General features: G+C 47.7%; 25 protein-coding genes. 3 read left to right on the top strand and 22 right to left on the bottom strand.

Annotation, left to right across the window (positions count from 1 at the left end; translation table 11 throughout):
- Positions 1 to 65: 65 nt before the first annotated feature.
- The 12 genes from WJM45_RS09105 to WJM45_RS09050 form a co-directional block, all read right to left on the bottom strand.
- The gene (locus WJM45_RS09105) at positions 66 to 350 is read right to left on the bottom strand and encodes a type II toxin-antitoxin system RelE/ParE family toxin (RefSeq protein WP_341328629.1); all 285 of its coding nucleotides are present in this window, start codon (positions 348 to 350) and stop codon (positions 66 to 68) included.
- Complete coding sequence (locus tag WJM45_RS09100) at positions 340 to 591, bottom strand: type II toxin-antitoxin system prevent-host-death family antitoxin (protein WP_008984295.1); 252 nt, start codon at positions 589 to 591, stop codon at positions 340 to 342. The genes WJM45_RS09105 and WJM45_RS09100 overlap by 11 nt, the downstream gene beginning before the upstream one ends.
- Positions 592 to 723: 132 nt before the next feature.
- On the bottom strand, positions 724 to 942 hold the full coding sequence (locus WJM45_RS09095; protein ID WP_341328628.1) for a prevent-host-death protein: 219 nt from the start codon (positions 940 to 942) through the stop codon (positions 724 to 726).
- Entirely contained in the window at positions 939 to 1,337 is a 399-nt protein-coding gene (locus WJM45_RS09090) for a type II toxin-antitoxin system VapC family toxin (RefSeq protein WP_341328627.1), read from the bottom strand. The genes WJM45_RS09095 and WJM45_RS09090 overlap by 4 nt, the downstream gene beginning before the upstream one ends.
- Before the next feature lie 131 nt (positions 1,338 to 1,468).
- Positions 1,469 to 2,005 carry an N-acetyltransferase gene (locus WJM45_RS09085; protein ID WP_341328626.1) on the bottom strand — a complete coding sequence of 179 codons (537 nt, stop codon included), beginning with the start codon at positions 2,003 to 2,005 and terminating at the stop codon, positions 1,469 to 1,471.
- A gap of 229 nt (positions 2,006 to 2,234) precedes the next feature.
- The gene (locus tag WJM45_RS09080; protein WP_341328625.1) at positions 2,235 to 2,471 is read right to left on the bottom strand and encodes a hypothetical protein; all 237 of its coding nucleotides are present in this window, start codon (positions 2,469 to 2,471) and stop codon (positions 2,235 to 2,237) included.
- Positions 2,458 to 2,730: a BrnT family toxin gene (locus tag WJM45_RS09075; RefSeq protein WP_341328624.1), complete on the bottom strand. Its 273-nt coding sequence runs from the start codon at positions 2,728 to 2,730 to the stop codon at positions 2,458 to 2,460. Before WJM45_RS09075 ends, WJM45_RS09080 begins: the two co-directional genes overlap by 14 nt.
- A gap of 84 nt (positions 2,731 to 2,814) precedes the next feature.
- A complete protein-coding gene (locus WJM45_RS09070; protein ID WP_341328623.1) occupies positions 2,815 to 3,060 on the bottom strand; it encodes a hypothetical protein in 246 nt (81 codons plus the stop codon).
- Positions 3,061 to 3,120: 60 nt separating this feature from the next.
- Positions 3,121 to 4,371 (bottom strand): ISL3 family transposase, encoded by a 1,251-nt coding sequence (locus WJM45_RS09065; protein WP_341328622.1) that lies wholly within the window; start codon positions 4,369 to 4,371, stop codon positions 3,121 to 3,123.
- A 365-nt stretch (positions 4,372 to 4,736) separates the two neighbouring features.
- Complete coding sequence (locus tag WJM45_RS09060) at positions 4,737 to 5,171, bottom strand: hypothetical protein (protein WP_341328621.1); 435 nt, start codon at positions 5,169 to 5,171, stop codon at positions 4,737 to 4,739.
- A gap of 12 nt (positions 5,172 to 5,183) precedes the next feature.
- Entirely contained in the window at positions 5,184 to 6,005 is an 822-nt protein-coding gene (locus WJM45_RS09055) for a hypothetical protein (RefSeq protein ID WP_341328620.1), read from the bottom strand.
- Between the two features lie 148 nt (positions 6,006 to 6,153).
- On the bottom strand, positions 6,154 to 6,528 hold the full coding sequence (locus tag WJM45_RS09050) for a hypothetical protein (RefSeq protein ID WP_014819756.1): 375 nt from the start codon (positions 6,526 to 6,528) through the stop codon (positions 6,154 to 6,156).
- Between the two features lie 87 nt (positions 6,529 to 6,615).
- Between WJM45_RS09050 and WJM45_RS09045 the strand changes: the two genes are divergently transcribed.
- Positions 6,616 to 6,786: a hypothetical protein gene (locus WJM45_RS09045; protein ID WP_341328619.1), complete on the top strand. Its 171-nt coding sequence runs from the start codon at positions 6,616 to 6,618 to the stop codon at positions 6,784 to 6,786.
- A gap of 15 nt (positions 6,787 to 6,801) precedes the next feature.
- Here the strand turns inward: WJM45_RS09045 and WJM45_RS09040 are convergent, their stop codons facing one another.
- The 9 genes from WJM45_RS09040 to WJM45_RS09000 form a co-directional block, all read right to left on the bottom strand.
- Positions 6,802 to 7,044, bottom strand: a complete 243-nt coding sequence (locus WJM45_RS09040) for a hypothetical protein (RefSeq protein WP_341328618.1) — start codon at positions 7,042 to 7,044, stop codon at positions 6,802 to 6,804.
- Between the two features lie 122 nt (positions 7,045 to 7,166).
- Positions 7,167 to 7,772 carry a type VI secretion system-associated protein TagO gene (locus WJM45_RS09035; protein WP_341328617.1) on the bottom strand — a complete coding sequence of 202 codons (606 nt, stop codon included), beginning with the start codon at positions 7,770 to 7,772 and terminating at the stop codon, positions 7,167 to 7,169.
- Positions 7,773 to 7,862: 90 nt separating this feature from the next.
- Positions 7,863 to 8,870: an HNH endonuclease gene (locus tag WJM45_RS09030; RefSeq protein ID WP_341328616.1), complete on the bottom strand. Its 1,008-nt coding sequence runs from the start codon at positions 8,868 to 8,870 to the stop codon at positions 7,863 to 7,865.
- A complete protein-coding gene (locus WJM45_RS09025) occupies positions 8,857 to 9,873 on the bottom strand; it encodes a site-specific DNA-methyltransferase (RefSeq protein ID WP_341328615.1) in 1,017 nt (338 codons plus the stop codon). The genes WJM45_RS09030 and WJM45_RS09025 overlap by 14 nt, the downstream gene beginning before the upstream one ends.
- Before the next feature lie 91 nt (positions 9,874 to 9,964).
- Complete coding sequence (locus WJM45_RS09020) at positions 9,965 to 10,447, bottom strand: hypothetical protein (protein ID WP_341328614.1); 483 nt, start codon at positions 10,445 to 10,447, stop codon at positions 9,965 to 9,967.
- A 112-nt stretch (positions 10,448 to 10,559) separates the two neighbouring features.
- A complete protein-coding gene (locus WJM45_RS09015) occupies positions 10,560 to 11,096 on the bottom strand; it encodes a DUF924 family protein (RefSeq protein WP_341328613.1) in 537 nt (178 codons plus the stop codon).
- 145 nt (positions 11,097 to 11,241) lie between these two features.
- Positions 11,242 to 11,814 (bottom strand): isochorismatase family protein, encoded by a 573-nt coding sequence (locus tag WJM45_RS09010; protein ID WP_341328612.1) that lies wholly within the window; start codon positions 11,812 to 11,814, stop codon positions 11,242 to 11,244.
- Between the two features lie 110 nt (positions 11,815 to 11,924).
- Positions 11,925 to 12,320, bottom strand: coding sequence for a tautomerase family protein (locus tag WJM45_RS09005; protein ID WP_162078388.1), 396 nt, complete (start codon positions 12,318 to 12,320; stop codon positions 11,925 to 11,927).
- A gap of 126 nt (positions 12,321 to 12,446) precedes the next feature.
- Positions 12,447 to 12,866 (bottom strand): GFA family protein, encoded by a 420-nt coding sequence (locus WJM45_RS09000; protein ID WP_077730999.1) that lies wholly within the window; start codon positions 12,864 to 12,866, stop codon positions 12,447 to 12,449.
- Positions 12,867 to 13,602: 736 nt separating this feature from the next.
- Between WJM45_RS09000 and ltrA the strand changes: the two genes are divergently transcribed.
- Positions 13,603 to 14,916 carry a group II intron reverse transcriptase/maturase gene (ltrA, locus tag WJM45_RS08995; RefSeq protein WP_341328611.1) on the top strand — a complete coding sequence of 438 codons (1,314 nt, stop codon included), beginning with the start codon at positions 13,603 to 13,605 and terminating at the stop codon, positions 14,914 to 14,916.
- 94 nt (positions 14,917 to 15,010) lie between these two features.
- Here ltrA and WJM45_RS08990 read toward each other — a convergent pair whose 3' ends face one another.
- Positions 15,011 to 15,577 (bottom strand): histidine phosphatase family protein, encoded by a 567-nt coding sequence (locus WJM45_RS08990; protein ID WP_005372891.1) that lies wholly within the window; start codon positions 15,575 to 15,577, stop codon positions 15,011 to 15,013.
- 153 nt (positions 15,578 to 15,730) lie between these two features.
- Here WJM45_RS08990 and WJM45_RS08985 point away from each other — a divergent pair, with 153 nt between their 5' ends.
- The gene (locus WJM45_RS08985) at positions 15,731 to 17,164 is read left to right on the top strand and encodes an integron integrase (protein WP_341328610.1); all 1,434 of its coding nucleotides are present in this window, start codon (positions 15,731 to 15,733) and stop codon (positions 17,162 to 17,164) included.
- The last annotated feature ends 241 nt before the right edge of the window (positions 17,165 to 17,405 follow it).

Below are 17,405 nucleotides of genomic sequence, written 5' to 3'. Positions count from 1 at the left end.
ACACAAATATTTCACAGTGCTCGCTGTCGGTCTGAAACTGATAGTTATGCCTGCTATACTTCATGTCAGGTTCGCTTTTTGAGAGACGAGTAAACCTTGCTCTTTTCCCGCTTGCCTACGGCAAGTACATATACAAACAGCTCATCGTCAACAACCTCGTAGGCTAACCGGTAACCTGCAGAGCGAAGTTTAATTTTGTACACGGATTCATAGCCACTTAACTTATCGGCTGACACTCTGAGATTTTCCAATCGCTCTGCCAGCTTTTTCTTGAACTGGCTCCTTATCGGGGCACCAAGCTTTTCCCATTCCTTCAGCGCGGCCGGAAGAAAGCGCAGCTTATAAGTCATCCAACGACACCGTTATAGCTTGATCTTTATCGCCACGACGCTCCTCAACAAGTTGCGCCAGTTCATAGTCGTCGATCATGTCCATCAGAGCCTCGTAGGTCTCTGCTGGAATCAGGTAGGCTGCTGGCTTGTTGTGATTTAGCACTGCTATAGGTGAACCGCTGGCCTGGGAAAGCAAGGCTGAAGGGTTTTTCTTTAATTCTGAAATACTTACAGAAAAATCTGCTAATACCTGACGCATAAAAACCTCTATTTTGGATCTAAATTATGGTCATATATTAGCCCATATTACTGCTAGGCGCTACGAGCTGGTAGGCATAACGTCAAGGCTAATCGGCCACACCGCTTTGGGTGGTCCGAGTTGAGCCGCATGTTAGCCCATTCTGCTATCTTTAATAGCATCGAGTATGTTTTGCGTAGTTGCTTTTGTTTTAATTCCTGCCACATCAAAAGGAGAAGTAGAGGTTTTATCTTTTGCCTTGAGAGAAAAAACAGTGCCATCTTTTCTTTTTATTTCAACTTCCTCTGACTGGGCGAGATCAAGTATCTTTGATAGGTTTTGGCGAGCTTCAGAATAGGTAAATACTTTCATTGTTTTCGCTCCAATACTTCAATATTTAACTTCTTTGCAACTTGTTTCATTTTTTTATCAAGTGTTAGCAAGGGATACGACATTGATTTTGCACATTGTAAAAAGTATGCGTCATAAGCATATATGTTATGCTCAATAGCTAGATTTAATGCGGACTGAATATCAACTGTGATAAGCCGAACTGGTATTTTATTTGCGACTCTCTCTGCCTTTAATGCTTCTTCTGCAGTTAACTGCTTCCTCTTTATCATTGCTGATAAAGCATTACCAATTTCATATGGCAATATTTCTGGAGATACAGCACCTACTTCTTTAGTAAGCTCAATAATTAACTGCTTTTCCGGTTCATCCAGTGCGACGGCTAAAAATATGTTTGTGTCTGCTATGATGTTCATGTAGACAATTGTACAACTGCTTGGGGTTTTTGCAAAGGCTAACGCTTCACATCACCGGCAGAAAAAAGCAGAGCGAGGAACGAGCGGCGCTTTTTGCTGTCCGGGTGCATGTGATTGTTATGTTCTTTTGTTTACCAATAGACGGGGTCATTGAATTCCTTAACGCACAGAGGACGTTCATTAATAGTTGGAATTGGCTCTCCCGTTAAAGATTGGCCAAGCCAGCCAAAAGGCATTGAGAGTTTTAGCGGAGCCTGAATCACATTTTCTGAAAGCGCTTGAAACCCAAGCTTTGAATAAAAGGATGGATCTCCATATGTGACAGCAACATTAGCAGAGCGCCTTTTAAGTTCATTAAGCCCGTAATTTATTAATTCCTGACCGATTCCTTTTCCCTGATGTTCAGCGCTTACTGCAACTGGGGCAAGCATGTAAACCAGAATAGGCTTACTAAACTGAAGGCGAGTAAAGAAAATAGAACCAATGAGCGTTTCATTTTCATATACGCCGAAACAGATTATTTCATTATTGTCGATGTTTGATGCCAACTGTGAAGAAAGGTTGCCAATCAATTTTCCTTCCTTTTCACCCTCTGATGAGGTGAATACAGAAGTGAATAGTTCTTCCACCTCTTTTTGTTTTGATTTGTCCAGAGCTCGGTGAATCATGCCTTACCTTTCAAGATTGCTGCGCTTTTTGCTTTTGGAACATAACGGGTCAGATAAGGAGCGCCTAAGCGCCTGCTTGATCTGATTGATGGCGTTACGTTTGATACCGTATGTCGTTTTGACATGCTCAAACTCCTTATCTGACCCGATGGCTCCGCGAAGCGGAGCCATCGATAAGGGTAACTTGACGGCGAAAGCGTAGCGACGATAGGAGCGTAGCTTTTGCCGGTCAAGTTGACCCGCTGGTTAGGCTGGTCGATGTTTTCGCTACTTCCAGCAAATACCGAAGTGCTTTGTTTACCGCTTCATCATTAGGAAAAGCTTCTGCAATATCAGGCTCAAGAAGCACCACATTAGTTTCCTCTTTGATCCGGTTTGCATATTTACCACGCACGATTTCACCGAAATCTGATCGTTTGTATTCTGGTCTAAGTTCGTCTGTCATCTCTGATTTAACCTTCTTCATAAATTTGCCTCTCAATATTAGTCGCTAGTCGTGCCGAAATGATGCGAATCGCTTTACCTCTGTCGGTATGTGAGACTAAAAGTAATCGCCCTTGGGAGGACACTCCAAAGGTTACAAATCGTTCCTCGTCATCCGAATGATCTGGGTCGTGCGCAGTAGCCGAAAAAACATCGCGTAATGCACTGCTCGCTTCTTCAAAAGTGACACCATGTTTGCTTCTGTTTGCAGTGGCTTTCTTTGGATCCCATTCAAAATACATATTTCATGACTCTTTTTAGCTTCCATTCGGCGGAACGCCTTACGGACTTAAAAATTAGTTAGACATTAATTAACGCCTGGTTTCTTATAACTCCTTTAACTCTTTGCGCTTTTCTTCGCACGCAAGACAAGTGACGCGAACCCACCAGCCATTCCGATTGGTTTTTGGTGTCCCAGCAGCCCCACAATCTTGGCACATCGCACTGGATTTATCTTCGGCTTCCTTAATCAACGCATCAATGTGTTTGACAAGTTCACCATCCTGTTCATTGGAATTCGGTAGATCGATATAAACCAGCAATACCGCAAATTTCGCCTTAATCTGTTTCATTAAAGGCCAGTAATCCGAATTTTTGGGCTCTTCCGTATTTCCCGTGGTACTCCCCAATATCTAGTGTTCCGGAAAGAAGGTCCGGCGCCCCTGAACATCCAGCCAAATATGCTGGAACAATCGGCCCAGGTTATAGATACCGTAGCAGCGGCGCTTGATCGCTTTGATCTTATTGTTCAGCCCTTCAACAAAGCCGCTGGTTTCACGCCGGATGAAATAGTTGGTGATGTGATCACGCCAGTTGCTCAAGGTAGTCACAAAGGGCGAGAAACAATCCAGTCCCAATTCCGTAATCCTGTCCAGCCACTGCGTTAACGCCTGTTCGGCCTGTGCTTGGGTCAGGTCCTTTTCAAAAATACCGGTCAGGACTTCCCGTTGTACATAGACTTCTTTCAGTATCGGCGCCTGCCGGAATAACGATAATAAAACGACTTGCTGTTCTTCACCCAAGTTGTTCCAAGGCTTTCGAAAAGCCCACATGGCGCCTTTCAGTTCGCGGTACTCGGATTCCGGTAGGGTCTGCTTCAATCGCTTCATTTCGGCTTTACGCGCTTTATCGGCGCAGTCACGATAGTGTTTGGCAACGTGGAAGCGATCGACCACCACCTGAGCCTTCGGCAGGGTTTCTAAAACCGCATTGCAATAACCTTCGTTCATGTCGATGCAGACATGACGAATGCTTTGGCATTGCTGAGACGGCAGCGTCTTTAAAAACGCCTTGACGGTCTCTTTTTTGCGATCCGGAAGCACCGCTAAGATATGCTTTTCACGCTGCGCCGTCAGTCCCGATACGATGACGACAAAATCCTTATGGCCTTTCTTCAAGGCGATTTCGTCAATGCCGAGCAACGCCAAGTGGGGTACTGCTGACCAGTCCACTTCTCGCTGAATATGACGATCCAGGATGCCTTCAATACACTCGACACCCAAATCCCGTTTCAGGCTGACGTCACTGAGCGTACTATTGATTAACTCGCGTAAAATCCAATTCTCATAGGCTTTAGTATGCGGGCTTTTGGGTTCATACCACTCGCAACGTTGAGTCGTCGTCGGTCCTTTGTCACAGTAGGGGCATTGAAAGCGCTTCGGCCGGATGCGAATCCAGACCGGACGATCAAAAATAGGCAGATGCCTTAAGGTAATCGTTTTGTCATAGCCGTGAAACTTGTCGATGGTTCGTCCGCATTGACGACACACCGCCGTATCACTCGTGCTGACGACGGTGATCACCAAGCCTTTATCGGTTTGTTCGTAGCTTTCTACTCGGACATTGGGTAAATCGAGTGGTATTTGGATTTGCGGTTGATTCATCGGTAGTCAAAGAAAGAGTGGTGTTGTTCCGGTATTTTACAGGAGGCTCCCGTTGCGGTCCTCTGGCATACTATATGTTGTGGCTACCACGGGAAATACGGAAGAGCCGAATTAATGCCGTACCTATTCGTTATGTCGGCTACCGTAGCTAGTAGAAACTGTCCACCATCGCTCAAAGCCCAATAATCAGAGCATATTGCTGCGATTTCCTTGTCCTCGGAATATATCTCAACGTCATTTGTTGCCTCTATGCGATTTTGTGATTTAACGCTAAGCTTAACCGGCCGGCTTTGGAGCGCCAGCGGAAAAGCCAGTCCGTGTTGAAGCTTTTGTTAGAGCCTGCTTGCGAGAAAGTTTGGCCGCTATCATTTCGTATCGATCGCCCAATTACGTGACCCGGTTGGGCAGCAGCGTGGGTCGCCCGGCTTTGGCATTGTCGTAGTGAATGTGATTCGGCCCTGTTCGAACACAACATCGCGCGGGTTACCACCAAAGACGTTATCAATGCTTCGATAATGGGCCATATGTCCGTCTTCGTTGCGAAACAGCGCCACATCCAGAAACTCGCTGTTGCCGCCGCTGGGATAAAGTATCCAAGCCAACGCGTCGTCAAGGCCGTCCCCCGTGAAATCGCCATAGAAAGTTTGCGCGTGAACGGGATCTCCATGCTGCTCGCGGGCCCATGCCAGGATGGTAGAGTCGTGCGCCAGCCCCGCTCGTTCACCGGATACCTCGTCCGCTGAGGGCGAGCATGCCACTAATGTCGTCACCCCCAGAAACAACATGACATGCTTCAACATTATCGCTCTCCCTTACGCTGCTGAAGATTGCGCGACCTCATCCATGGCCTTTTGGATATCGGCGACCAAAGCCGTCGCGCAATCCTCTGTCAGCCCGCCCGCAAGAACGCTGACTTTGCTCTCGCCATCTGCACGGATCACGACCGTAAAGCCGCGTTTTGCCTGTCGCCGCCCCATATGGCGTCCGGCTATCGAGGCAATCGGCACGCCGTTGGGTCCCGGCATGAGAGCATCGGGATCGACGACCAGACCACCCTGTGCGACACGCAAATCTGCCACAGCTTTTAACGGAATATCGATGTCACTGCTCTGAATGCCATGCGAAGATACCGACACTTGGGCGGGTTTTCTATCGCGCGCGCCGGGCAGCACGAAGGAACAGCCCACGCCGATGAACACGAGAGCGACCATATATAGCCCTACAAATCCGCCGGTTGATTTTGCCCCCACCAACAGCGCGTTCAGAAGCAGGAACACCCCCACCGCGAACAACAGCAGTGCCGGCATGCGGGCCGCGCGCGCAGGTTGCACATCGAAAAGATAGCCACCAGTTGCAGGATCGTCACGGCGCATGAAGCTGGCTGTTGCCGGATTGCGCCATGTGCGCAACACGTTCAGGCCGTGCCACTTCCACAGCGTTACAGCCACCACTGCGCCGACCAGAGCAAGCCGAAGCAGCGTTCCGATGTTGATATTGATGATCGGCGATACGAAGAATAGCGCCACGCCGAGCGTGTTGAGCAAAAGAAAGGCCAGGGCGAGCCAAATCAACACGCGCTGCCAGATGGGTCGGTGCTTGCTCAAAACGATACTGATTACTTCATTCTTCTGCATAAGTGCCTCCGATGGGTTCTAACGTAGAGCTAAGGGGCGTGCCGCTCACGGACGCTAAACGAAGCCCCAAAGCTTGATAAATTACAAAACTTCAAAACCGCCATGAGGCGGCACGTCCCTTTGAGCGCCATGTTATGCAAACTTGTTGTCACAGACAAAATACTTTTTCGACCCATTCATCATGCTCAAATGGCCCATGTATTGATTTAAAGCAACCACGACTTTCTTCAATATTTCTGTTTAGGTCGGTGGCAACCCAGTCAACAGTGCAAATGACTTTATTTGCTTCTAGGATTACACCCTTGATGATGCCAAGGTGAAATATTTTAATGCCAGTTTGACCTCCGCCTTTCATGCGTTTGATTGCAATTCTGTCACCAGCTTTCATTTCTGATGCTTTTTTATACTGAGCAGGTTGATCATCTTCTTCCCAGCCAAGCATCCAAATACCTTGCTCAATAAATTTCTTGTCTTGATGCTCAACACCACCCCATGAAGCACCAACAACCCAATATTTTGACATTTACTTCTCCATTTATTTTATTGCATAATCGCGGCGCTCACCAGCGGAGCGGGCGGCAAGCTGTATGCTTGACGGCCGGTCCGTCTGGTGAAGCGCCTTGTTCCGGCGCAAGGCGACGGGACAAGACCGAACGAAGTGAGCGCCGCGATTCCCGGCGGCGAAGCCGCCGGGAACGCTGAGGTAACCGGCGCCGGAGCGCAGCGGAGGGTACCAAAAGCGGCACGCTTTTGGCGTCCGGTTGACCGTTTGGTTATGTGATTGATTCACCGGGGTTCACGAGTCGATGCCAATTAGAGAATCAATGCCTTCGTCCCTGATAGTCGCTTTGGCCTCGTCCAGGGCTGCCGCATCAGTATCGAATTCGTCATCCCATACGGTTGAGTTACCGAACTCATCCACCACTTCGAGAATCCAGCCGCCAGTGTCACCACGGTAGATGTCTACTCTGACCGTTTTCTCGTCAGCCGTCAGTTCCTGGCAAAGGGGGCTCATCTCGACTTCAAAATCATCTTCCATTCACTATCTCCGAGGTGGAATCTTTGTACACATAACGCTTGCAGCATGCGCGCCCACGGAGTGGAGCCGAAGGCGCAATGTAGTGGGCGTCGCCGTGCCTGCACTGGTTAAATTTGTTCCAGTCACCAGTTGCAGGTCTCACGTAGTGGCTTAATTGCGTTTTCCAATCCTGACGTGTCAAAGATGGCGGTAACCGGGCTCTCATTGTAGGGCGTGATTTGCGCAACCAGCTTATCTGCCTCCATCATGTTTTTGATGAAGCCAATTGTACCTCTAGGATGGAACGTTGCCTGACTGTCGGTTGATAAGCCCCAGTCTTTCGTGACTGCATCTTGGGACCCAATCCGAGTGAGGACTTCTGCGTTTCTACCAAGGTAATCGTTCCAATTTATGTAGAGCTCTGTTGTGTTGCTCTTGCATCGGGTTATCAGGGTAACGGGCTTTCCCCATTTAGATTTACCACTATCTGCTCTAAGCGCCAGAACCACGGTCTTGGAGTCATCAACGGGGTTAGTCTTTACTGATACCTGCCAATTTCCCTTTCCTGATATGTTCGTCGGTTCATCCTGTGGGCCTGCCAATCCCTGCTGTTTTGCCAAATTGTCGTAACAAGACAAACGCTCTAGATCACCGGATTTAACCGCACATTTAGCGATTTCCTTCTCAATACTGGCCTGCGCCGCAGCGCTAAAGAAAAGAAATGCCAACATAAAAGACCAATGTTTCATGCTTACTCCTTGAGAATTTAACGACCAAGCTCACCGGCGGCAATGGAGCGCAGCGGAATTGCCGTCCGGTGCAGCGCCTTGTTAGCCGTTTTATACATATCCCGGTATTCGACGGTGCTTGTTTGCCATTCTTATGTATTCGATTCTTGGCCGCTGATTAACATCAAGAGGTAGATGAATCTTTTTGTCCAAGAAAGACTTAAACTCTTTAATCCCACCATCCAGTTTGTGTTGTTTTAGCTCATCTGCCTTTTCCGCATTCAGCCTCATCACATAGTTTTCATCGAGATAAATCAAGCAATTGTCGTATGCTCTATGAAAAGTCGGAGATAGAGACATCCCATTTGTAACATGATCGCTACTATCTCCTGAAGGCACAGGTAGAATGTGAGCAGCATCCACAAGGCGCAATTGGAATCTTGTAACTGCACACCTGTTGTCATAGGCGCTTAATACAATTTTCCTGAAGTTTGCGTCACGCGAGTACCTACTGACATTTTCCACAATAAGTTTTCTTTTTGCCGTAAGTGATGAAACATCCTGCTCAGGGATCTCTTGTAACTCGACAGCCTTTGTTAGCAATTTTGTAAGATTGCTCTCAGCGCCGTATAGATGCAACGGCTCGGCGTTCAGGCAATAAGTTAGAAACTGATCTGGCCTCACTCCAATTGCTATTTCGTCATTATCTTTAGTGACGAATGAGAGACCATTTTGTAACGCCGAATGTATCGCAGAAATACCTATTTGGACTGAAGGTGAGCCAGCAGTAAATGTGCTGTGTTTCTTTAGATCAAAGCCTGCAAACATCTTCAAATCTGGGTGATAGCCCATGAGTACAGTCAATCCGCTTGGGTTCTTCTGTAATGGTGAAGATACGGATGTCATTTGTATTCTGTACTCATCGGGCAATGAAACCCGTCCGCCGTGGGTGAGTGTCCACATATAAACCCAAAGACTGTACGTATTTCCTAAAAAGCTAACAATAAACTTGCGAGGGTGTGTTCTAACCGTCTCAGAGACATAAGCAGCCACACCGCCAGATTGCTGAATCGCGTCAATTAGTTCGTTGACAATCAGTTTAGGGCTAACGGCTGGCATCTTTTTCTTCCTTTGTGCTTGGTTTGGCGGGACGCGCCTTTCCTCCGTCAACTGGCAATGGCTCTTCATCATCAACGCCATTCCATAATGCACCGGGATGAGAAAGGTTGTATGTAGGAATTTTTCTTTCTAACGACTTAACCGGGAATCGCAACCTTCCGCCCTCAATGTATTCCTTCTCTAACTCAACGCAAACCCATTTTCGCTTGAGCCTTTCTGCCGCCTCCCCCGTAACACAAGATCCACCAAATGGGTCGAATACAAAATCACCTTTGTCTGACAACATACGTATAAAATATTCGGGTAAGTCAACAGGGAATCTTGCCGGGTGCGGCTTAATTCCATTTTCCTTGCATTTGGTCAGATATGCGGAGTTGCTTTCAGTATTGGCAATTGCAATCAAATTTGGTGGAATTGAAGCGCCATTATCTTTGGAAAATTTATCGCTAATATCGTGTCCACTCGGGCGCATCTGGGCTTTGTACCCATTCTTTAGCAATCCCTTCATAGACTCACTATAAGGAACCAAAATCCTACGATTACTTGCTTTCGGCCACGGTGTCTTTGATAGCCACCATACGCAATTTATGGCGTCTTTGACCCTGATTCGCCTAATATTCACCCATTCGGCAGGAGTGGGTAATTTAGATGGGTTCCACCAGAAAAAATCTTGCGCCAGGTGAAATTCATACTCGCGACAAAGCATAATCATTAGCTCGTAATGATATAGCGATCTGGTTGGTTGCCCGGGTATCCACGCGCCACCAATATCTATTACAAGTGACCCGTCTTCTCGAAGGATTCTATGAAACTGTTCTGCAAAAGGGCGGAACCAATCTAAATATTCATGTGCATCTGCATTGCCGTAGTCCTTCTTTCTCACGAGACCAAATGGCGGAGATGTCATTATTAGATTAACTTCGCCGTCTCGCAGCGTAGGCATATACGCCAACGAGTCTGCATGATAGATACTTCCTAATTTCGTATTAAAGAATTTCTTCATGGATTCCTGATCTGTTTAGTTTTGTACGGCTAACGCCAGAATAAGCCGCCGTTTGGAGCGTCAGCGTAAAACGGTCGGCTTGATTTGCTGGTTAAATGCATTTGAGGGTTTCACCGGCAATCGGCACTGTATGAACCTCAATGCCATTTTCATCCAATGCATTGAATACCTCCAGGATAATTCCCCCCGTCAACTCGATTAACAACCTGGACCAGATTTCTAGCTCTTTCTCACCGATGGACATCTCACCTCGGCCAAGTGAAACGGAAACGATTTTACGACCCACTATATTATCTAAAGCCCCAATGCTTTCGCACAGCCAGCGAACGGTTGAGCCGCAAAGTGTAAAGGGCAGCACACGCTCATTTTCTATTGCTAATTCGTCAAACTTTTGCCAAGAAATAGATAAAGCAGAATCGCCAATACAAAGAAAAAGAGGCAGGTCCATCCAATCCGACCATTCCTTGTCCTCTTCAATCCACAGCTGCGCTAATTCACATCCGAGTATTTCTTTCCCCACCAAAAAAGCAAAGCGCTCTCGAATCAGCCCAATCTTATCTTCTACAGTGGTCACATACTTCATGGGCATTTAACGACAAGCTAAAGGGCGAGCCGCGCAGCGGCGAGTCCAGCGAGCTTTGCGAGCGCCTTTGAGCGACTTGTTAGGCGATTGTTGTGCCGTATTGTCAAAAGCTCGACCCTGGTTGTTTTAAAAATTCGATTTCATCTAAGCTAGATTCCCGACCCAAAATAGCATTTCTGTGCGGGTATCGGCCAAAACGATCTATGATTGCCTTGTGTTTAAGCTCGTATTCATAATTGTATGAAGTAGCATATTTTTGATAAAGCGTTTCTGCAATGTTGTGAATTATTTTGGATTCACTATGCATGAATGGTAGTAATAGAAACCCACATTCAGTCTTTGTTAATACGCTTGGTGCTTTAGCTTCAACAGCTTCTTGAGCTAAAACTAATGCTAGTTGGTCATAGTGAAAGGCTTTTGGTGAGTTTCGAAATATGTTTCTTGTAAATTGGTCTAATAAAATAATCTCAGCAAGTCGTCCTTTGGGCTCTTTGCGCCATGTGTATAGTTCACCTTGAGATGCTTGAATAACAAGATTGAAAAATCTATCTCTTATCTGATTATCAAAATTTGAATCAGCGGCCCACCACATTTTTTGATCAATTTTTTCAAACCAAAATTCTAATACACCGCCATACATAATAATGACCTGAGATTTTTCGTCTAACGCCGAGGTAAGGGGCAGCGCAAGGCGGTGCGTAAAATGCGAAGCATGCGCCGACTGAAGCTGTCCAGCCGCGCAGCGGCGAGTCCAGCGAGCAACGCGAGCACCTTTGGGCGACTTGTTAGACGGTCAATAGGGGAAACGCTACAGCGCCTGCTGGTGAAGCCCAATTTTTTACGAGTTCCGCAACAATGGCGTTGGTGCTTGTGAGGTGCACGCCTGCTTGTTCCATCCTGCGCCAAGCCATTTCCTCGGCAATTTGATTCGTTGAACCGCACGCATCACATACAACTTTAATGTTAAATCCCTCACTGAGTGCGCTGATTGCAGGACCAACCATACACACGTCAGTTGTTACACCAGCCATGACAAAATTACGCCTTCCTGTATTCCGGCAGGCATTAGCAAAGGAAGTATCATCCCAAGCATTAACCACACCCTCTCGTTTGATGCGAGCAGAGAATGCTTCAGGGAGAATTTCCTGTAGCTCAGGCATTAGTGGTCCTTGGGCGTCGATGTTGGTTTCTTGGCTTGAGGTTAGGACTACAGGTATTTTTGTACCTTTAGCAAATTTCGCAAGAATGGTGACATTTCGCTGAAGTAGTTGTAATGGAGTGGTGCTTGCCCATGTATTTGTCCCGACCTGGTGGTCTATCAGGATGATCGCGGTGTCGTCGACATTGAAAGTATTCATTGGATTGTTCTCCTAGTTGATGATGATCTCTGGCTTCAATTACCGCCTAACGTGAAGCTAAGGGGCGCGCCGAAGGCGCGTCCCGCTTGAGCGCAGGGTTAGAGCGCAAATTACACCTCGACCTTGAAGCCAAGCTCAACATCACAGCCCGCTTGCCCACCACGAATGCCCCAATTTTCTTTCGCGATTTCTCTGAGAAGAATTTTTACATGATCTTTGGGGATGCCAAATGGCTCAAGGTTATTCACGATTGCCTTGTACAGATTTCGCTTTGCATCAAGTGAACGACCAGCAAACGCATCAATACTGATGTGCGTATAAAAATCCGGTTTTTCACGAGCAGGCGGATACGCGAAGCGGTGAGGTTCATGCACGATGAGGCGAACGTTTTTGTCACCGGGCACGATTTTGAATGCCTCACGCAAAGCCATGTGAACAGCCTCCATGAGAGCAACTTCTTCCTCTTGCGTATATTGCCGCCGTACTTCAATTAAGACACTTGGCATTCCTACTCCTTTTCGTGTTTGCGCTCTAACGCCGCAAATCACCGGCAAATTGGAGCAATGGATATTTTGTGCTATTAAAAGCACAAAATATGCATTGCGGAAATTTGTCCGAGTGAATTTGCCTTGTTAGGCATTTTTCTTAAACCCCTGTGTATCTGATTTTGGCCAGCTTTCAGGAAAATTAACCCAATCATGTTTCGATCTATTCCATGCTGCCGCAACTGGCTCTGGGAACTTCGGATCTTCAAAACACCCAACAGCCACACCAACTGCGTTTGGCATGAACTCAGCTTCCCAATGAACGGTAGAACCGCAATTAGGGCAAAACGAACGGTAGAGTTTTCTCCCATCATCGCTCGTATCAACGAACAACTTTGGGTCGCCTTGTTTTGATACTATTTGGTCGTTACCAAAGTACGCCCCAACTCCAAATACCGAGCCCGTTCGTTTTTGACAGTTTAAACAACTGCACGTAATCACCATCTTTGGATCACCTGCAAGCTCTATTTGTACTTTCCCACACGAACATTTTGCTTTTCTGTTCATTATTGTCTCTTACATATAATTTCTTGACGGAACGAGTAATGCCTAACGTAGAGCTAAGCCGACCGCTGGAGCGTAGCGGTGTGACTGGCATGGTAGTCAGCTAGCTGGTGAAAGTCAAGCCTTTGCCCTGTGAGAAGGGAAGAAGTAGGCGAAAGCAAGGGTGTCCAAAGAAACGCCCGGTAGCTACCCAACAGGGAAGCACGGTTATCGGGAGCCAATGCGGAATCTGAAAGAAGCTCTAGCCGAATCGGTCACCTAAACGAGAGTGAACCTTCGTAAGGCGGCAGCAAGAGGATGAGGTGCCCGCGCCCACCGAAGTCCGATATTCTCACCGTAACTTGCTGGTGTATTGAAGGTAGGTGGACCGAGATAAAGTTGACTATCTTACCCAGTGAAGGGCCGTCGGCTTCGGGTCGGTGTAACTGCGACACCTTAAGCCCTAAGCGCAGCAGTAATGCTGACGTGATGAACCGAGGGTCTGCAGATGAAGCCGTAGTAATCGTAAAGTTCGATGCCGATGAAGTTATGGTGACATAGCTGAGGGAAAAACATCGAACCAGTGACAGGAAGTTGGAGGTGAAGGGTGGAACACGTAAGCGGCCATGGCCGTTGATTATAAACTGAGGGTCTGAGATCAGCCTGACAGGAGCAATCGACTATTTGCGTCGTAAACAGTGAACGAATCGATTGCGCGAGATTGAAGAAAGGCCATTGCAAGAGAGAAAAAAAAAGTGAAATGAACGAACATGACCGATTGATTGAGGAACCAAGACTCTTCGACCACCTGTGCTCAACGTTGTATTTGAGTGCGGGATTTGAACAGGTGAAGAAGAACAAAGGCAAACCCGGCATTGATGGGGTCACGATAGCCGACTTTGAAGCCCGTTTAGACGAAGAGCTAAGCCGCCTGCAACAGGAATTGCAGGATTGGACTTACCAACCCTCGCCGGTTCGGCGGGTCGAAATTCCCAAGCCGGGCGGCAAGGGAGTTCGGCTGCTCGGCATACCGACGGTACGGGATCGTGTGGTACAGACGACCTTGAAAATGTTGCTGGAACCGATCTTTGATCCGCATTTTTCGCCGCACAGTTACGGTTTCAGACCGGGCTGTAGTCAACACCAAGCGGTGCAAGCGGCTCAGGCAATCGTCAACAGTGGCAAGCCCTACGTGGTGGATATCGACTTATCGAAGTTCTTCGATCGAATCCACCATGACCGCTTGATTTCCCGGATGGGGCTGCGGATCGCTGACAAACGCATCTTGCGCCTGGTGGGCATGATGCTGCGCAGCGGCGTGATGATCAACGGCGTCGTCAACCCGAACAAGGAAGGCGCGATGCAAGGTGGCCCGTTAAGTCCCTTGCTGAGCAATATCGTTCTGGACGAACTGGACCAGGAATTGGAAAAACGCGGACTGGCATTTTGCCGGTTTGCCGATGACTGTAACATCTTCGTTAGCTCGCAGAAAGCGGCCGAACGGGTGATGGACAAAGTCAGCCAATTCATCGAAAACAAGCTGAAACTGAAGGTGAATCGGGAGAAAAGCCAAGTGGCTAAATCCGATGCGGTAAAGTTCTTGGGCTTTACCGTGGTCGATGGGACGATAGCGATTGCGCATAAAGCCCTGCAAACGGCCATGAGTAAAGTCAAGGAACTCACGCCGCGTGGCACCCCTCAGACGCTGAATCATACCCTGGCCGACCTTAATCAGTGGTACGTGGGCTGGGCCAACTACTACAGTTTGACCCAATACCCGTCTCAACTGAGGAAAATCGAAGCCCATATCCGGCGACGATTACGAGCGAGGCTGGTGAGTCAGCAGAAGCGGAAACAGCATCTGTATCGAAACCTGGTCAAACGGGGCGTACCGCGAAAGCAAGCCGCCCAGACGGTCTTTTCCAACAAGAAACGGTGGGCCCTTTCGGCAACCCGAGCGGTGACGAGAGCCTACCCGAACAGTTGGTTTATCAACCTGATGGGACAGGAAATACGATCCGACCGCCAATTAGCGCATTGGTTTGAGGTTTCTCAATGGATTCGTCTTACGTGAGGAGCCGTGTACGGACCCGTACGCACGGTTCTGTGGGCAGACGGGAGCTGCGGCTCCCTCTGACCCGATGAAGCGGGTCGGCTTGAGCGCCATGTTATGCATTGATGTACTCATATACGCCAAACTCCCAATATCTCTTGCCCGGATTTAGTGGCCCTCGCCACCCGCTGGACAATAACTCGTTTGCAAGAAAACGGTTAATCATGCCATGACCAACAAAAGTTACTGAGCCATGCTCATGGGCAAAATCTTTAAGCTTTTCGGCGGCGCCGGTTGCCCTAAGTTTGCCGGATTTTAAGGACTCGCTATTGCGGGAAAAACCCGCAAACCAAAGCAGCCTGAACAGTGTGGCCCAGATGGTTGGCGAGAGCTTTGGAAAATTCCAGTCTACATAAGGCAAACCCATTTCCCTAAATATGGGGTCTATGTAATTAACCGTCGTAACTCCCAACGCTTTTGCTGACTCAATCGATCTTGGTAGATCGCTACATACAACGGTAGAGCAATCAGAAACAACCTCACATACTTCTTTGGGTGGCAGGTTTTCTTTTTTTATTCCCGCAGAGTTATAGAATTTAATCCATTGCTGGAATTCGCTGGCTTTCACGTTCCTCCAAAACGGAAGATCAGGCTCGCCATGTCTAACAAGAATAATTTTCACAGGCTTCTCCATTTGAAGCATAACAAGTTATTATCTAGATCCGCACATCTTGTACACCAAAATATATTTTGAGTCAATTTTTACTGAATCCCTTGTAATTCCAAACGGGATATCATACATTTCATGCATGATAACGAGATTTGGATAAATACGATGCTTAGTCTTCCCGATACTTTGTCTCGTCAGTTCAATACGCTATTGGATCAGAAACAGTACCCTGAAAATCTCAAACACTGTTATCGAAAATGGTTTCGTTTCTATTGGGATTTTTGTCACAAATATCATCATGATCCTTTTCATCGCTCCAGCTTGCCGTTTTTTCTCGACAAACTCGACCAAAAAGGCCAATCGGTTCAACAACGAGAGCAAGCTCGCCAGGCTATTGTGTTGTTTTACCAATTAAAAGAAACCGCCAATGCCGAAGACGCGGAACTGCCAAGCCATGCAGTCCAAATCTTGCCGATACAGGCTCCGCCCATTTCGGAGGTTTCGCATCAAAAGAGCTCGCCAGAACCGAATCCCCCGCATAATCGATCACCGCCTTATGAACACTCGCGGCATTACGCCGCCCCCGATAAAACCCAACAAAATACGGTTGCTGAAAATCAAACCGGATGCAGTTGGGTTTTTGTGTTTGACGAGCTGACCCGTGAAATCCAATTGCGCCATTATTCGCCGAAGACTTTGAAATCCTATCGCGGTTGGGCGCGCCGTTTGCAAGCGTTTACCCAAAGTAAAGATTACCGGAATTTGACGCAACAGGATGTGGTGGCGTTTTTGAGCGATCTTGCCGTCGATAAGAAAGTGTCCGCTTCGACTCAAAATCAGGCATTCAATGCGTTGCTGTTTTTGTTTCAACACGTTTTGAACAAGGATTTCGGCGAGATCAAAGGCGTCGCGAGAGCCAAACGCAAGCCTTATATTCCGGTGGTCTTGTCCCGCGAAGAGGTCGAGTTGATTTTCGATCATCTCGACGATCCGGTCGATCTCGTCGCCAAACTGTTATACGGTTGCGGACTGCGGCTTTTCGAGTGCTTGAATCTGCGTGTCCAGTGTTTCAATTTCGATGCCGGCATGTTGACCGTCCATGACGGCAAAGGCCAAAAGGACCGAACGGTTCCGTTGCCGCAAACATTGATACCGGCATTGAACAAACAGTTGCGGAAAATCGCGGATTTACACGAAGCCGATCTGAAAGCCAATTTTGCCGGCGTGTTCTTGCCGAACCAATTGAGTCATAAATATAAAAACGCCGCCAAGGAATTCATCTGGCAGTGGTTTTTTCCGCAACCGTCATTAACGCTCGTCACGGAAACAGAAGAATACAAACGCTATCATCTTCATGAGTCCATCGTGCAAAAGGCGATCAAACGCGCGGTGCATGACGCCAAAATCACCAAGCGGGCGACAGCTCACACTTTCCGGCATTCTTTCGCCAGTCATTTATTGGAGGCGAATTACGACATTCGCACGATTCAGGAGCTGCTGGGGCACAGCGACGTGAGAACCACGATGATTTATACCCACACCGTTCAAAGCAGGACGTTAAAGCAAGCCAAAAGTCCGTTGGATTTTGATAGGGAATAAGCTGGGTTTGCTTCTCACTATGCGAAACCGGCTTCTCTGCTAAAGACTCGATGTAATGTCGCTCGCCCGCTGCCGGATAACAAAAGCAAACCGTCTCCCACTACGCTCGATAGTAAGAGTCGGGCTAGCAGCTTTGGAGATTAATATTAAAAATGAAGGACCTTGAACGCGCTAAAGATACGGGAAAAATATATTGCCTATTTTACAGAGGGTTCGGTTGCTCGATTGGCGAGTGTCGGCG

The sequence above is a fragment of the Methylotuvimicrobium sp. KM2 genome (genome assembly GCF_038051925.1).
GTDB lineage: Bacteria > Pseudomonadota > Gammaproteobacteria > Methylococcales > Methylomonadaceae > Methylotuvimicrobium.
This window is presented reverse-complemented; position numbering and strand designations above follow the sequence as displayed.

Coding starts and splice junctions, on each gene's coding strand:
- WJM45_RS09105 (WP_341328629.1), bottom strand. CDS start 350: ATGACTTATAAGCTGCGCTTTCTTCCGGCCGCGCTGAAGGAATGGGAA.
- WJM45_RS09100 (WP_008984295.1), bottom strand. CDS start 591: ATGCGTCAGGTATTAGCAGATTTTTCTGTAAGTATTTCAGAATTAAAG.
- WJM45_RS09095 (WP_341328628.1), bottom strand. CDS start 942: ATGAAAGTATTTACCTATTCTGAAGCTCGCCAAAACCTATCAAAGATA.
- WJM45_RS09090 (WP_341328627.1), bottom strand. CDS start 1,337: ATGAACATCATAGCAGACACAAACATATTTTTAGCCGTCGCACTGGAT.
- WJM45_RS09085 (WP_341328626.1), bottom strand. CDS start 2,005: ATGATTCACCGAGCTCTGGACAAATCAAAACAAAAAGAGGTGGAAGAA.
- WJM45_RS09080 (WP_341328625.1), bottom strand. CDS start 2,471: ATGAAGAAGGTTAAATCAGAGATGACAGACGAACTTAGACCAGAATAC.
- WJM45_RS09075 (WP_341328624.1), bottom strand. CDS start 2,730: ATGTATTTTGAATGGGATCCAAAGAAAGCCACTGCAAACAGAAGCAAA.
- WJM45_RS09070 (WP_341328623.1), bottom strand. CDS start 3,060: ATGAAACAGATTAAGGCGAAATTTGCGGTATTGCTGGTTTATATCGAT.
- WJM45_RS09065 (WP_341328622.1), bottom strand. CDS start 4,371: ATGAATCAACCGCAAATCCAAATACCACTCGATTTACCCAATGTCCGA.
- WJM45_RS09060 (WP_341328621.1), bottom strand. CDS start 5,171: ATGTTGAAGCATGTCATGTTGTTTCTGGGGGTGACGACATTAGTGGCA.
- WJM45_RS09055 (WP_341328620.1), bottom strand. CDS start 6,005: ATGCAGAAGAATGAAGTAATCAGTATCGTTTTGAGCAAGCACCGACCC.
- WJM45_RS09050 (WP_014819756.1), bottom strand. CDS start 6,528: ATGTCAAAATATTGGGTTGTTGGTGCTTCATGGGGTGGTGTTGAGCAT.
- WJM45_RS09040 (WP_341328618.1), bottom strand. CDS start 7,044: ATGGAAGATGATTTTGAAGTCGAGATGAGCCCCCTTTGCCAGGAACTG.
- WJM45_RS09035 (WP_341328617.1), bottom strand. CDS start 7,772: ATGAAACATTGGTCTTTTATGTTGGCATTTCTTTTCTTTAGCGCTGCG.
- WJM45_RS09030 (WP_341328616.1), bottom strand. CDS start 8,870: ATGCCAGCCGTTAGCCCTAAACTGATTGTCAACGAACTAATTGACGCG.
- WJM45_RS09025 (WP_341328615.1), bottom strand. CDS start 9,873: ATGAAGAAATTCTTTAATACGAAATTAGGAAGTATCTATCATGCAGAC.
- WJM45_RS09015 (WP_341328613.1), bottom strand. CDS start 11,096: ATGTATGGCGGTGTATTAGAATTTTGGTTTGAAAAAATTGATCAAAAA.
- WJM45_RS09010 (WP_341328612.1), bottom strand. CDS start 11,814: ATGAATACTTTCAATGTCGACGACACCGCGATCATCCTGATAGACCAC.
- WJM45_RS09005 (WP_162078388.1), bottom strand. CDS start 12,320: ATGCCAAGTGTCTTAATTGAAGTACGGCGGCAATATACGCAAGAGGAA.
- WJM45_RS09000 (WP_077730999.1), bottom strand. CDS start 12,866: ATGAACAGAAAAGCAAAATGTTCGTGTGGGAAAGTACAAATAGAGCTT.
- ltrA (WP_341328611.1), top strand. CDS start 13,603: ATGAACGAACATGACCGATTGATTGAGGAACCAAGACTCTTCGACCAC.
- WJM45_RS08985 (WP_341328610.1), top strand. CDS start 15,731: ATGCTTAGTCTTCCCGATACTTTGTCTCGTCAGTTCAATACGCTATTG.